This is a genomic window from Nocardia terpenica (genome assembly GCF_013186535.1).
Taxonomy (GTDB): Bacteria; Actinomycetota; Actinomycetes; order Mycobacteriales; family Mycobacteriaceae; genus Nocardia; species Nocardia terpenica.
On sequence record NZ_JABMCZ010000004.1, the window covers coordinates 585,798 to 601,396 of the forward strand.

The 15,599-nt window shown below is 69.4% G+C and carries 4 protein-coding genes; all 4 read right to left on the bottom strand.

Translation table 11 applies throughout. The features are described from left to right. Window positions 1-4: 4 nt before the first annotated feature. The 4 genes from HPY32_RS35475 to HPY32_RS35490 are packed head-to-tail and all read right to left on the bottom strand — an operon-like array spanning window position 5 to window position 15,504. The gene (locus HPY32_RS35475; protein WP_171983210.1) at window positions 5-700 is read right to left on the bottom strand and encodes a hypothetical protein; all 696 of its coding nucleotides are present in this window, start codon (window positions 698-700) and stop codon (window positions 5-7) included. Beyond that, the gene (locus tag HPY32_RS35480) at window positions 663-1,709 is read right to left on the bottom strand and encodes a GSCFA domain-containing protein (RefSeq protein ID WP_067589098.1); all 1,047 of its coding nucleotides are present in this window, start codon (window positions 1,707-1,709) and stop codon (window positions 663-665) included. Before HPY32_RS35480 ends, HPY32_RS35475 begins: the two co-directional genes overlap by 38 nt. Further along, window positions 1,706-11,296: a non-ribosomal peptide synthetase gene (locus HPY32_RS35485; RefSeq protein ID WP_171983211.1), complete on the bottom strand. Its 9,591-nt coding sequence runs from the start codon at window positions 11,294-11,296 to the stop codon at window positions 1,706-1,708. The genes HPY32_RS35480 and HPY32_RS35485 overlap by 4 nt, the downstream gene beginning before the upstream one ends. Beyond that, on the bottom strand, window positions 11,296-15,504 hold the full coding sequence (locus HPY32_RS35490) for a non-ribosomal peptide synthetase (protein ID WP_082871479.1): 4,209 nt from the start codon (window positions 15,502-15,504) through the stop codon (window positions 11,296-11,298). Before HPY32_RS35490 ends, HPY32_RS35485 begins: the two co-directional genes overlap by 1 nt. Window positions 15,505-15,599: the final 95 nt, after the last annotated feature.

Sequence of the window (15,599 nt, forward strand, 5' to 3'; positions counted from 1 at the left end):
TTCGCTACAGCCCGCGATCGAGCAGATCGGCCAGCACGATGCGGCCCCAGGCGAGATTGCCGTGAATCTCGTCGTCGACCTCACACAGGTCGGGCCGCTGGAAGCCGCTCGCATCGGTAATGCGCTCGCGCAGATCGACGATCTCGATATCGAGCCCGAGCAAGGCCCGCCGCACGCAATCCTGCGCGGCGAGAAAGATTTCCGGGTTCGACTGCCCGGGCACCCGCTGCGGCGGCAGGACCGCGAGCACCCGCAGACCCAGCCCCCGGGCGTGCCCGTAGAAGGCGAGCGCATCGCGAACCACCGTGGTGACGATCGCCTCGAACAGCGAACTGTCCAGGAACCCGTCCTCGAAACCATTGCCGCGCACCCGATACGGCTCCCAGTTCTCCCGGGTGGCGACGAAATGCGCGGCGAAGCCGAAGGTAACCACCAGCGGCACAGTCAGTTCCGCGATCGTCGAAATACCCAGCTCGTCGAGGAACTTACGGTAGTACTGCTCGGTTTCCGCGTCGGAGAAGACGACATCGTCCGCGCGCGCGGTGAAGAAGTCGTCGGTGAACTCGCGCGCCGCCCCGATCGGCCCGCCGCGGAACGGGATTCGCGCCGCCTGCGCCGCCTTGCCGATCGGCCCGGCGTGCGAGTCGCCGAGCAGCAGGAACCTAGCGGGGGCCGTAGTAGTCGAGTACGGCGTCCTCACAGACGTCTCCTCCCGTGGTCGGTGTGCCGGACGCGGTGCGGGCCGGACCGGTCGCGACGGCCTGCCCGGTGAGCGCGGACAGGAAGTGGCGCAGGACGAATTCGACGCCCTCGGGCGTCACCTCTCGCAGATTCGGCGCATAGAATCCGCTGCGGAACGGCGCGCCGGTAATGAGCTCGTAGGAGGGGAAGTAGTCGACATCGTCGCACTCCTGGGCGAATTGGCCCGCGACGCCGCGCAGCACGGACTTGCTGTAGCCGTTGGCGACCAGGATGTGATCGTCGGTGGCGGTCGCGGTGAGCGGCACCGGGGAGACGGTCAGCACGAACCGCAGCTCCGGATTGGCGGCGCGGGCGATATCGAGCGCCGCGGTCAGGTCGCGGTGCACCTCGGCGAATGTGTAGTTGTGGAAGGCGTGTCGCTGCGGATCGAAGGTGCCGCGCACGGTGCCCGGGCAGGCCGGATACGTGGTCCCGTCGGCGGTGTCGAGCCATGCCTCGGTGAGGCCGAGGGTGAAGATGAACCAGCGCGCCTCGATCACCGCATCCCGGATCGCCGCCAGCGTGACCGACCGTGCCTCGAAAAGCTCTGCCGCACTGGAAAACCCGTCGGGCTCGATGGCGGGCCGATACGGGTCGTAGCACCGGCCGTCGTGCTCCCACACCTCGGTCGGCGCGTCCGCGCGGTCGAACGCCCACGACAACCACTGCCGCAGCACGGCCGCGGTGTAGATATTGCCGGTGCGGAAGGAGAATTCGCCGAAGCGGCGGGCCTTGCGTTCCTCCGGCGTGAGCCCCGGCGGCGCGGGCTCGGCATTGAACCAGTTGCGGCCGTGATCGATGAGCGGGCGGCCGAGCCGGGCCGCGAAGCAGGATCCGGCGGTAATGATCGGATCGTCCTGGCCGAGACCGAATTTCGGCGTCCACAGGGCGTCCACCGTGCGCGGATCCGCCTCGGCGACGGCGGGCCGCCAGAATGCCCGCGCCGGTCGGTGCTGATACGGGTTCACGAATCCGCCTCTCCGAGCGTCGCGTTCACGGCCGCGGCCACCGCGCTCACCTGCGGCGGGCGCACGATGCCGTAGTGCGTGGTATCGAGCCGATGCCAGACCGCGGACTCCGGCAGATGCGGCCCCCAATCCGCCTGCTGCGCATCGAGATTCCCATGGTCGGGCAGGTCCGGAAGCGGCCGCTCGGCCAGCCAGACCCGGCTCGGCGTGCGGGTGAGCCGCGGCAGCCGGTGATCGATCATGCTGCGCAGGTTGGCCTCACAGCAGCGGGCCAGGCGTTCGGCGTAGCCGTGCGCGCCGGAATCGCCGGACTGGCCGAGCTCGTGCGCGAAGACCGCCTCGAGCTGGGCCCGGTCGTAGTCGCGGAACCGCGCGCCCGCGCCCGGCGGCGGCGGATCGATGAGATGCAGTGCCCGCGCGGGCTGTCCGGCGGCCTCGGATTCCGCGGCCATCCCGAGCGCCACCCACGCGCCGAACGACCATCCGGCCAGCTGCCAGCGCCAGGTCTCGACGGGGAATCGGGCCTGCAGCGCCGCGTGATACAGCCGCGCCCGCTCGGTCAGGGTCCATCCGGGCGGCGCGGTGTCCCGCAGCGCGGGATCGGCGATGAGACAAACGGTCAACTCGGCAGCCAGTCCCGACACCAGCGGCCGGTACGCCTGGATATCGCCGCCGACCGGATGGATCAGGCACAGCACCTCGCGGCCGGTACCCTCCTGCCACACCTGCACCGACACGTCCTCCGCGCCGACGGCACCCGCGGCGGCGTCGGTCACCCGGGCCAGAATCTCCGCCAGCGACACCCGATGGCTCAGGCGCGACAGCTCCAGATCGATCCCGAGATGCTGCTTCACCGCATCGATGACATCGAGCATGGTGAGCGAATCCGCGCCCAGATCGTAGAGCGAGGCATCCGGGTCCAGTTCCTCGAGACCCAATGCGTCACAGAGGAATTCGGTGAGCAGCCGGGCGGCCGAGGGCAGGTCCGCGTTCGCCTCGGCGACGGTGTCGCGGGTGGGCGCGTAGAACCTGTGCGCCTCGGCCAGGGGAGTGGTCGACACCAGCAGCTGCGGCAGTTGCGCCGTGAGCGCCCGCGCGAAAACCCGCTGCCCCTCGGCGACCGTGAGGCCGACGGACAGATGGTCCCGGTGCCGGGCGTCGCCGCGCAGGGCGCGAACGGCCATCCCGGTCTCCGACCAGATGTCCCAGTCGATTCCGATGCGGACCGTGGCCTCGCCGGGTCGGGCGCGATGGTGGGCGAAGCCGTCGAGCAGACCATTGGCGGCGGCGTAGTCGAGCTGGCCGATGCCGCCGAAGCGGGCGGACATGGAGGAACAGTAGACCGCGATCGCCGGGCGGTAGTGGTCGATGATTTGTTCCATGAGCAGTGCGCCCAGGAGTTTCACGGCACTCGCCTGCTTGGCCGTGACCGAGTCGCGCCGAGCGATCAACCCACCGGCAGCTACTCCAGCCGCATGAGTCACGGTGTGTAGGACAGTAATTCGCTCTCGTAGCCGCGACATGATCTCAGCCGGTGCGGTTTCGGTGAGATCTGCGGAGATGATCCGCACGCGATTTGCCCACGGGGTCAATTCGTCCGGGAGTTGCGCCCGGCGCGCCAGCAGGACCACGTCACCGTCGGTGTGCTCGAGCAACCAGGTCGCTATGCCCACACCGATTCCGCCGGTGCCGCCGAGGATTACATGCGCGCCCTCGCCTCGGGGACGTTCGGTTTCGGCGACGGTCACCGGTGTGGTGCTCTGCTCCCACCAGTAGTCCCGGTGCAGGGCAGCCTGTTTCGGCGCATCATCGGCGGCCAGCAGTCCCGCGAGTACGGCTGCATGGGCCGCGAGATTGCCGTCGGGCAGATCGACCCAATGACCCGGCACCCCGACCTCCTGGGGACCGACGGCGGAAATACCCGACAGCAGCGCCGATTCCGGCCGCCGCACCAACCCGTCGACCGGCTGCGCACCCGCCGACAGCCACCAGGCCCGAAACCGCGCCGCCACAGGACTATCCGCCACGGCCCGCAGCACGGCCGCCGGAGTATCCACGCACGCCCGATACGCCCGATCCAACGTGTCCGCCCCGACCGCCCCGGTCACCGCGAGGGGCAGAGTATGCAACCAGTCGATCCCGTCCGTTTCACCGAGATGGTCGAAAAGCCTTCGCAGCGAGGCACTATCGGCAGGATCCACCTCGAACAGATCGGCCGCCACGCGCGAATACGCCACCGCCGAACGCACCTCGATCACCCGTCGGTGACCTGCCGAGAACGCCGTGCGCGCCGCCACGTCGACCGGCGTGTCGGTCATAACAACCAGCACTCGATCCTCGTGCCGCCCATCGACGGCACCCGCCCGCCGTAACCGAACCCACGTCGGCTGATGTAGCCACTCGGCTTCGGCCAATCGCTCCGGCAAATCCGTCGACCCGACAAAGCCGTCCTGGCACGGTGTCTCCGACATCCCGGCGCACTGTGCCTCTGTCGTGACGGCGCGCTTCGCCCCCGTCATCCCGGCCTGCTTCTCCGCCGTTATTCCGGCGTGCTTCGCTTCCGTTGTCCCAGTGTGCTTCGCTTCCGTTGTCCCGGCGTGCCTCGCCTCAGTTATCCCGGCGTGCCTCGCCTCAGTTATCCCGGCGTGCCTCGCCTCAGTTATCCCGGCGTGCCTCGCCTCAGTTATCCCGGCATGTCTCGCCTCAGTTATCCCGGCATGCTTTTGGCCGGGATCCGACTGTAGATTCCGGCCAAAAGCGTGCCGGAATGACGAAGTGTCGGAGGCGTGCCGGAATGACGAAGTGTCGGAGGCGTGCCGGAATGACGGAGTCTCGGACGCGTGCCGGAATGACGGAGTCTCGGACGCGTGTCGGAGTGAGGGATTATGGGACGCAGACCGCGATGACGACGTGTGGGACGCGGACTGGGATGATGTGGTGCGGGATGTCGTACGCTGGAAGCTGTAGTCGGCCAAGTCGAATGTGGGCGGCGGGAAATCCCAGGGTGCTGGCGCGGGGCCGTCCGGCCAATCGATGCGTGCTCCGGATATCCAGGCGTTTACGAGTTCGCTCGGTGCATCGACGGACGACACCACTGTCGCAACGGATTCCGCAGCAGCTACAGCCGTATCGTGCACCGTGGCCCCAGCTGCGCTACCCAGCCACACCACCGCCGCGTCGGCGTCCGCGCAGACCGCTGCCATGCGGTACCGCCGTGCCGGTCGCCCTGCCTGGAGATGCCGCAGCACCTGTGTGTACCGGTCCGGATGGGCGGCAAGGTAATTCGCGATGCGGGCGGCATCGGCGCGTAGCGCGGCCTCGCTGCTGCTCGATAGCAGCAGGCACGCGGGGGAATTCGACGGGAATGAAGGATCGGAGGTCGAAGCCTCCACGATCACGTGGGCATTGGCGCCGCCGATGCCGAAGCTGCTGACACCTGCCACACGATCGCGGTCGGACGGCCACGGCACTGCGGTGGTCGGCACCGAGAAGGCCGTGAAATCCTGTGCCAGTTGTGGATTCGGGGCGCGGAAGTCGATGGTCGGGGGGATGATGCCGTGTCGGACCGCTAGGACGGCGCGGATGAATCCGATCACGCCCGCGGCCGCGCCCAGATGCCCGAGTTGGCTCTTGACCGAGGACAGGGCGCAGTTGTCGCCGTCGCCGAGCTCCAATGCCTGCCGCAGCGCGCCGACCTCGACGGGATCGCCGAGCCGGGTGCCGGTGCCGTGCGCCTCCACATATCCGATGTCGGTGCCGCGACGTCCGCTGCGGCGCAGGGCGGTTCGAACGACCTCCCGCTGGCCCGCGAGGGACGGGGCGCTGTACCCGAGTTTGGCGGAGCCGTCGTTATTGACCGCCGAGCCGGTGACGACCGCGTACACGGTGTCCCCGTCGCGGCGGGCGGCCCGCAGCGGTTTGAGCACCACCACGCCCACACCGCTGCCGCCGACGGTGCCGCTGGCGTCGTCGCTGAACGGGCGGCAGTGCCCGTCCACCGAGAAGATGTGCTGCGGGCGGTACCGGTAGCCGTCGGTGAGCGTGGTATCGACGAGCACGCCCCCGGCCAGCATCACCTCCGCATCGCCCTGCCGCAGCAGTCCGGCCGCGAGATGCACGGCCACCAGCGAACTCGCGCACGCGGCCTGCGTGGTGAACGCGGGCCCGGTGAGCCCCAGATGGTAGGCGGCCTTGGTGGCGAGGAAGTCCTTGTCGTGGTGCTGCGCCAGCTGGAAACCGTCCGGCAGCAGCGCCGGATCGGCCTCCCGCAGCATGGTCTGGAAGTACGTATTCTCCCCGCACCCGGCCACCAGCCCGATCCGCCGCGCCGCCGGATCGGCGATTCCGGCATGGGCGAGCGCCTGGACGCAACTCATGAGCAAATGCCGCTGCTGGGGGTCCATGAGCGCGGCATCGCGCCGATTGATCCCGAAATGCCCCGGATCGAAGGCCAGCAGGCCGTCCATCTGGCTGCGGGCTCCCACCACACCCTCCGGCGCGGCAAAGTATTCGATCCCGCTGCGCCCGGTGCGTACCAGCTCCCAGAACGCTCCGAGATCGGTCGCGCCCGGCACCCGCACCGCCATACCGATAACCGCGATCGGTTCCGTCGCCGCCGACGCGACCGTCTCCGCGTCCGCCTGCTTTGTGCGGCTTGCCGGGACTGCCGTCCGCGCATGCGCGGGAGCCCGGTCCCTCGTCTGCCGGTCCACGAATGCGGCGAGGGCGGGGATGGTGACGTGCTCGAAAAGATCGGCGACGGTGAACCGCAGCGTCGGATCGGCCGTGCACCGCAGGTGGAAACGCATGAGGCCCAGGCTCGTTGCGCCTGCCTGGAAGAAGGTCTGACCCGGGGCGATGGGTGCACCGGTGGCGGCCTGGAAGATTCCGGCGAGGGTGGCCTCGGTCGCCGACCAGGTGGCCGGGTCGGTAGTGCTGCGACTCAATTCGCGGCCCGGGGCGCGTAATGCGTTGCGGCGGTCGAGTTTCCCACTGGGAGTGCGGGGGAGTTCGGCGAGGAGCCGGAACCGGTCGATGCGCACGTGGGCCGGAAGTAGGTCCGCCACATGCGCGGTGAGGTCCTCGACGGTCGGTTCCGGGGTGCGGCACCGGAGGCAGGCCACCAGCGCCGTGCCGTCCTGGACGACGAGGGCGTGGACGATGGCGGGGTGGCGGAGCAGCGCCGCCTCGATCTGGCCGAGTTCCACCCGGTGACCGCTCAGCTTGATCTGCTGATCGTCGCGACCGGCATAGTGCACCAGGCCGTCGGCATCGACCCGGGCGCGATCGCCGCTGCGGTAGCACAGGCCGATTCCGGGAAGTTCCTCGAAACGCGGTGCGGCAGAGGCGGGATCGCCCAGATAGCAGCGATTGACCATGGCGCCACCGAGCAGCAGTCGGCCCTCGACCCCCGGGGGCACCGGGAGGTCGGCGCTGTCGACCACCCGCAGCACCGCCTGCGCGATCGGGTGCCCGATGGCGGGCCGATCGGGCCAGCGCAGGGGATCGCCGTCCAGGCACAGGCTGCTCACCACATGGGTTTCGGTGGGTCCGTAGTGATTGAACAGGCGAGCGCCCGGCAGCCCGGCGAACCAGTGCCGGATGGCGTCGGTACACACCAGTTGCTCACCGGCGGTGATTACCTCGCGTAATCGCCCCGGGTAGCGGCCGAGTCGCACGCCGTGCTCGGCGAGCAGCTGTAATGCCACGTAGGGCAGGAAGATTCGCTCGATGCCCGCGCCGTCGAGCTGGTCGAGCAGGGCCGGAATGTCTCGTCGCCACTCGGGCCGCACCAGATGCAGTGTGCCGCCGCCGCACAGGGTCGTGAAGATCTCCTGGAACGACACGTCGAACGACAGCATCGAGAACTGCTGTGTCACCGCGGGTGTCGACAGGCCGCCCACGGTCGACTGCCATTGCAGCAGATTGCAGAGGGTGCTGTCGGGAACCTGCACACCCTTCGGCGTGCCGGTGGAACCGGAGGTGAACAGGGTGTACATCGGGCGGGTCGCCGTCGTGGGAAACGATGCGACAGAGCGATATTCCTCGTCGCCGGTGCGCCCGAGAACATCCGTCACGAGGTGGCGCGGGATCCCGGTCGAATCGACCGTATCGAATGCCGCCGCCCGGTCGGGTGCGAGCAGGACACACAGCGGTCGCACCTGCGCGAGGATCTGCCGAAGCAGCGCAGGGGGATACGAGGGATCCAGCGGTACGGCCGTCACCCCCAGGCGAGCCAGTGCCAGCAGCGAGACCACGTGCTCGATCGACGGTTCGAAATACAGTGCCACACGGCAGGGTTCGCCCTGGTCGGGTAGCGCGTATGCCGAACGTAGTGTGTGAGCCGAACATGCTGCGGCGGTGTCGAGTTCGGCGTAGGTCACGTCGCGGTCGTGCGACCGCAGTGCGACGGCCGCCGGGGTCAGCGCCACCTGCCAGGCGAAACCCTCGGCGACCGTGGTGAAGGTCGGCTCCGCCGCCGGTCCTCGGCTGGTATCCGGCAGCGCGGCGCGATACGGCCGGGCCAGGGTGGCGGGAGTGGCGATACCGCCGTCGCACAGCAGGTCCAGGCCGTGCCGGAACAGCTCGGCCAGTGCCGCCACCCGTTCCGCGTCGAAGTAGTCTTCCGCGTACTCCCAGAGGCAGTCGAAACCCTCGGCGTGCTCGATCACCGACACGGTCATGGGCGTCTTGGCCTCGGCCGGGGCCCACCACAGTGGCCGGGCCGTCGTCCCGGCCAGCGCCAGCGCGCCGAAGTCGGTGTTCTCCAGCACGAAGAGCACATCGAACGGGGATGTCCCCGTGGGCGATTCACGGTCGGCCAGCACATCCGCCAGCGCCACGTCCTGCCGATCCAGCACCGCGCGGGTATCGGCTCCCAGTCGCGCCACCTGATCCCGCATTGTCGCCAGGGGCTCGACGGTGACGGGCAGCAGCACGGTGTTGGCGAACATGCCGACGCTGGCCTCGAACTCGTGAATCGGCCGATTCGCCACGGGCGCGGCAATTCTCGGCCGCGTATGCCCGGTGACCGCGTAGAGGCTCCAGCCGAAGACCGCGAGCAACACCTGGAATCGGGTCAGGCCCGTGTCGGCGCACACCCGATCCAGCCGAGCCCGGCGCGTGACGTCCAGCGCGGTGTGCAGCATCCGTCCGGCGGAGAACGGCCGCTCGTGGATGGGTCGCAGCGACTCCGGCTCATCGAAACGCGCGTAGTGGTCGCGCAATTCGCGAACCTGGGTGCGATAGGCGTCGGTGGCGAACCAGTCGGACTGCCATCCGGCGTAATCCAGGGGTGTGCGGGCGTCCGCAGGTTCGCTCTCGCCCGAGTACGCCTGCGACAGATCACGGAACAGCACGCTCAGCGACCAGCCGTCGACGGCGATATGGTGCAGCCGCAACAGCAGGGTGCCGCCATTGTCGTGGGCTAACCAGCAGGCGTGCAGCATTCGCGGCTGCCGCAGATCGAAGGCGACGGCGAAGAACCGGTCCGCGAAGGCGCGGCGGGCCGCCTCGTCGCGCGCGGCGCCGGGATCGGCCTCGATCCACGGATCGTAGGGCTCGCCGACAACCTGCCGTGGCCCGTCCGCCGTGGACTCGAACGCGGTGCGCAGCGCCGGATGCCGTATCACGAGCGCGCACAAGGCATGTCGCAACCGCACGGCGTCCACCGCGCCGTCGATGCGGAACGCCAGGGGCACATTGTAGGCGCGCGAGCCGGGCCTCCACTGCTGCTGGAACCACAGCCGCTGCTGTTCACTGGTCAGCGGCGCGGAGGCGGCCGCGGCGGGCGCGGGCGCGTCCGGGTAGGCGAATCCACCGGCGCTGCGCGCCTCGGCGATGGCGGCGGCCAACTCGCGGAAGGTGCTGTGCAGCACCGAGTGCCGCGAGATCTCGCACCCCCAGCGGCGGTGCACGGCGAACCGCAGCCGTAATGCCTGCAGCGAATCGCCGCCGCAGGCGATCCAGCTATCGCCCGGCCGCGGCGGGTCGATACCTAGCGTCTGCGCCGCCAGGTCGAGCACCTCGCGTTCCCAATCGGTGACGGCCTCCGCCGCGCCGGTCCGCCGCCACGGTTCGTCCGTGCGCTCCGCGAGGGCGATATGGTCGATCTTCCCATTGGCGGTGAGCGGCAACGCATCCAGACGATAGAGGCGATGCGGGCGCATATAGGTCGGGAGCCGATCGGCGATATGCCGCTCGAACTCGTCGTAGGACAACCCCGCATCGGCCACCAGGTACCCGAGCAGCCGATGCGGCCCGTGCTCGCCCTCGCGGCGGGTGCACACGTATGCCTGCCGCACCGCCGGATGCGCCGCGAGCTGCCGCTCCACCTCGCCGGGCTCGATCCGGAAACCACGCACCTTCACCTGCCGGTCCGTGCGGCCGAGGTACTCGACGGCTCCGTCGGCATTCGTGCGCACCAGATCGCCTGTGCGGTAATAGCGTTCGCCGTCGAGCCACGGCAACCGGACGAATCGGCGCTCGGTCTCCTCGGGCAGGTTGCGGTATCCGGCGGCGAGGCCGTCGCCCGCGACATACAGCTCACCCACCTCGCCGGGCTCGGCCAGGCGTTCGGTACCGGGCACCACGATCGCCGTCGTCGTCGCGGGTAGCGGTCGGCCGATGGGCACCACGTCCCCGGCGAAATCGCGCGGAATCGGGTGGGAGAGCGCGAAAGTCGTCGTCTCGGTGGGACCGTACCCGTTGTGCAGGACGGTGTTCGAGTCGGGATTGGCGCGATACCAGCGGCGAATCACGGCCGCATTCAGCTGTTCTCCGCCGATCAGCACCTGCGCGGCCCCGGCGAAACAGTCGGGCACGGCGTCGACGACCGCATTGAACAGCGCCGCCGTCATCCACAGCGTATCGATCCGCTCGCGCAGCAGCGCGGCCGCCAGCCGGTGCGGCGTCGCCACGGTCTCCTCGTCCAGGATCACGCAGCAGCCGCCGGTCAGCAGCGGTACCCAGACTTCGAAACTCATGGCATCGAAGGCGGGATTGGACAGGCAGGCGTAGCGCGCGCCCTCGGCCAGGTCGATGTACCCCGGCCGCGCCAGGCGCAGGATGCCCGCATCGCGGACCTCGACACCCTTGGGTTGGCCGGTCGTGCCCGAGGTATAGAACAGGAACGATGCCTGCGCCGGGGGAGCGGGTGGCCGCGGGTCGGCTGGTTCGTGCTCGAACAGCGTGCCGACCGGTACCGGGTGGACGCCGTCGGGCACCGCGTCCAGCTCGTCCGGGCCATGGACGAGCGCCACGGCATCCGAATCGGTGAGGATGTGCGCCCGGCGGTGGGCCGGGCTCTGGGTATCCAGCGGCACCACCTGCGCGCCGATTCGCAGAATGCCGAGCATGGTGGCGATGAGCCGCCAGCCGCGTGGCAACGCGACCGCCACCGCATCGCCGGGGCGGATCCCGGTGCGGGACAGGCTCTCCGCCGCCGCGGCGGCGAAGGCATCGAGCGCGGCATAGCTGAGCCGCTGATCTCCCTCGACGACCGCGAGGGTTTCGGGGGTGCGCTGGGCGCGGCCGTGTACGGCCCCGGCCACACCGGCGACGGTGGGCCGTTCGGTGTCGGACGACATTAGGACTCCAGGACGATCGATGCGGGCGACGCCGCGGCGGACAGCAGTGCCAGCTCGGCCGAGATCAGCTCGGCCACCCGGGGCAACTGGTCGGCCTCCAACATGTCCCAGTGGCCACACGACACCGGTTCGATCGCCAGGTCCCCGGTGGCGCGCTCGCGCCAGAAGTCCGCTCCCGCAGCGATATCCGCCGGATCGGCCTCGTCACCGACGGCCTGGACGAACACCGTCCGCGTCGGTGACGGCGGCGGCTCGTAGGCGCGCGCGGTCATCCGATTGTGGTTGTAGATCCGGTAGTAGCGGTCGACCTGCGCGTCGTCGATCCCCGGATACATGCCGTTGAACCGGATCAGTTTCTCCCGGAACTCCTCGGCCGCAACGGGTTCGATCGCGTCCGGCGCGACGGAGCCGACGGTGTCGAGTAGCACTACACCGACCCGCTCGTGCCCGGCGAGGGCCAGGCGTCGTCCCATCTCGTGGGCGACCAAGCCGCCGTAGGACAGCCCGCACAGCACGATCGTCTCGTCCCGGCCGGGTTCGATCAGCCGCAGGTACTCCTCGGCCATCGCCTCCACCGAGAGCAGCGGCGTCTCACCGGGATTCAGGCCCGGCGATTGGATGCCCACGACCCCGACGTCGTCCGGCAGCCCCGCGGCGAGCGGCAGATAGCAGAAGGCGGTACCGCCCGCCGGATGCACACAGACCACGCGCTGATCGCCACTACCGGAACGCAATTCGATGACGCTGCCCGGCGCGTTGGACCCGCCGCCGGTGCGCAGCAGCGCCGCCAGCGCCTCGATGGTCGGATGCAGCATCAACTGCTGCACCGGTATCGCCCGCCCGAATTCGGATTCGATCGCATGCGCCACCTTGATGGCGGATATCGACGTGCCACCGATGTCGAAGAAATTGTCGGTGATCCCGATTCCCGGGTGCAGCAGCGTATTCCGCCAGATCCGGTAGAGCCCCAGCTCGATGTGATCGCGGGGGCTGGCCGCATTCACCACCTCGGTCACCGAGGCATGCGCCAGCTCGAGCAGGGCGGCGCGGTCGAGCTTTCCGCTCCGATTCAGCGGCAGGTGCTCGGTTTCCACGAAGACGGCCGGAATCATATAGTCCGGCAACCGCTTCGACAGCTCGGCCCGCCACTCGTGGGCCGATCGCGGCGCGCCGGAACGGGCGAGACCGGCCACCAGGCGCGGCTCACCGGACGGAGACCGATCGACGAGAACCGCCGCCTCCCGAACCCCCGGCAACCGCACGAGCGCCGCCTGCACCTCGCCCGGTTCGATGCGGAACCCGCGCAACTTGATCTGATCATCGCGCCGGCCCAGATACTCGGCCGTACCGTCCGGCAGCCACCGCGCGAGATCCCCGGTCCGATACATCCGCTCGCCCGTCACCATCGGATCGGCCACGAACCGATCGGCGGTCGAATCCGGCCGCCGCAGATACCCTCGCGCCAAACCCTTGCCAGCCAAATAGATCTCGCCCACCACCCCGGCGGGCACCGGCCGCAGCCGCGCATCCAGCAGATACAACCGGGTACCCGGCACCGGCCGCCCGATCGGCGCGGCCCGCTCACGAGGAGCCGGATCCGTCAGCGCGGTCCCGTACACGGTCGCCTCGGTCGGACCATACCCGTAACACACCCGAAGACCGGGCACCTCGACCCGTAACCGAGCCAACGCCGTCTCCGGCAGCGACTCCACGCCGGTCAGCAACTGCCGCAGCACCAGTCCGGCCAGCCGAGCCCGCGGATCCTCATCGATCCACCGCACATACGCGGGCGGCAGAAACGCACTCTCGATCCGACACTCGACCATCCACCGCAGCAGCGCCGCAGGATCCCCCCGCAACCGCTCCGGCACCAGATGCAACACCGCCCCGGTAGTGAGCGGCAGCAAAATCTCGTGCACGGCCCCGTCGAACCCGATACTCGACCACGCCGAAGCCGGAGCGCCGGGCAGTGCCCCGAACCGCATCACCCACTGATCGAGCAGATTCAGCACGCTCCCATGCGGCACCGCAACACCTTTGGGCCTCCCGGTCGAACCGGAGGTGTAGATGACATACGCCAAATCCGCAGGCCCGACCGGGATCTCCGGATCGTCGTCGCACTCGGCCTCGACAGCCGCCACCGCAACCCATTCCACACGCGCTGGTCCAGCGCCAGCGAGCGTGCGTACCGCTGTGCTGTCACTGGCATCTGCGCTGCAATGCCCCTTCGCCCTCCCCGCGTGGTCGCTCGTGTTCCCGGTGTGGTCGCTCGTGTTCCCGGTGTGGTCGCTCGTGTTCCCGGTGTGGTCGCTCGTGATCGCGGCACGCTCCCTTGCGATCGCGGCGTGCCCCCTCGTGATCCCGGCGTGCTTTTGGCCGGGATCCCTCGTAACCTGCTGCGTGCCAGGAGATTCCGGCCAAAAGCATGCCGGAATCACGGGGGTTGTGCGTTCCGTTGGTGGTAGTTCGCTGTCGGTGAGGATCAGTGACGGGGCGGCGTCGGTGATCATGGCGGACAACCGGTCTGCGGGCTGGGCGGGGTCCAGGGGCAGGTAGGCGGCTCCCGAGGTGAGGATGCCCAGGATGCCGACTATCAGGTCGGGGGTTCGGTGGGCGTGGAGGGCGACCACGTGGTTGCGACCGATGCCGCGGGCGAGCAGACCGTGGGCTACCCGGTTCGCGCGGCGGCGCAGGGTTGCGTAGTCGACGGTGACGCCATCGCAGACGAGGGCCGGGGCGGTGGGGTGGGTGCGGGACCGGTCGGCGAATCGCTGGATCAGGGTGGCGGGACGGTCGGCGGTCGGCTCGCCGATGCTCCAGTCGCCCACCAGCTTTCGGAGTTCGGCGGGGTCCAGGAGTTCCAGATCGGCCACCGGGCGATCGGGATGCGCGGTCAGTTCGGTGAGCACCCGGACCAGGTAGCGAGCGAATCGCGCGACCGTTTCCGGATCGAACAGCCCCGTCGAATAGTCGAGATGGCCCACGATGCGGCCGTTTTCGTCGGCCAGCCCGAGCGCCAGATCGAATTTGGCCGGGGCGTCCGGCATGTCGAGCGGCTCCACCCGCACATCCGCCAGTTCCAGCAGGCCGTGCAGGGTCGGCACCCAGGCGAGCATCGTCTGGAACAGCGGACTGTGCGCGGGGCTGCGCGGCGGATTGACGGCCTCCACCACCCGCTCGAACGGCAGATCCACATGCCGCAGCGCGCCGCGCAAGGACCGCTGAACCCGGCCGAGAAGTACCGCGCCCGTGGGCGATTCGGAGAGGTCGACCCGCACGGGGAGGGAATTGACGAAGAAGCCGATCAGGCCCGCCACCTGCCCGCGCCGCCGATTGGCGGTGGGGACGCCCACGACGAGGTCGGTCGCGCCGGTCAGCCGCGACAGCAGCACCGCCCAGCCGGACAGAATGGCCGAGTACACGGTGACACCGTGCGCGTCGGCGAGGGACGTGAGCGCCGCGGTCAGATCCTCATCGAGGACGACGGGCACCCGGGCGCCGTGGTAGCGCTGCTCGGCCGGGCGCGGGCGGTCGGTCGGCAGGTCCAGCATCGGCGGCACGTCCGCCAGCGTCCGGGTCCAGTAGTCGGCCTGCGCCGACGGCTCGTCGCCCGCCAGCCAGTCCCGCTGCCACCGCGCGTAATCGGCATACTGCCACGGCAATTCCGGCAGCTCGGGGTCCACGCCGCGCCGGAAGGCGGTGTAGTACACGCCGAGCTCGCGCAGGAAAATATCGCGCGACGCACCGTCGAACACGATGTGGTGCACCGTCGCGAGCAGCACGTGATGCTGCGGGCCGAGCACCACCAGATGGCCGCGCGCCAGCGGGCCCCGGCTCGCATCGAAGGGGGTTTCGGCGTCGAGCCTGCGGATCTCGCGCAGCCGCCGGTCGGCGTCCGGGTCGCCGGTCAGATCCACCACCTCGAGGGCGAATCCGGTGTCGGGCGGGTCGATGTGCTGCCATACCTCGCCATCGGCGGGGATCAGGCGGGTGCGCAGCGCTTCGTGCCGGGCCACCAGGGCATCCAGGGCGCGGGCCAGCAGCGTGCGATCCAGCGAACCGCGCAGATCGAAGGCCATCGCCTCGTTGTACGCCGCATTCGCGTCGTCGATCTGCGCCAGAACCCACAGGCGCTGCTGCCCGAACGACAGCGGTACCTGCCGCACACGAGGCCGGGTCACGGTCGTCGCGTGGTGGGAGTCGTGCATTCCTACCAAACTCTTTCCAGCTGAGCCCTCGTCGGGCACTCGAAGTCATCCCATGTGTGGTGGGGTGACCACATGTGCCAGGGATGTTCTCACAC

Excerpts from the sequence above, each read along its gene's own strand:
- HPY32_RS35485 (WP_171983211.1), bottom strand. The coding sequence starts at position 11,296 with ATGTCGTCCGACACCGAACGGCCCACCGTCGCCGGTGTGGCCGGGGCC.
- HPY32_RS35490 (WP_082871479.1), bottom strand. The coding sequence starts at position 15,504 with ATGCACGACTCCCACCACGCGACGACCGTGACCCGGCCTCGTGTGCGG.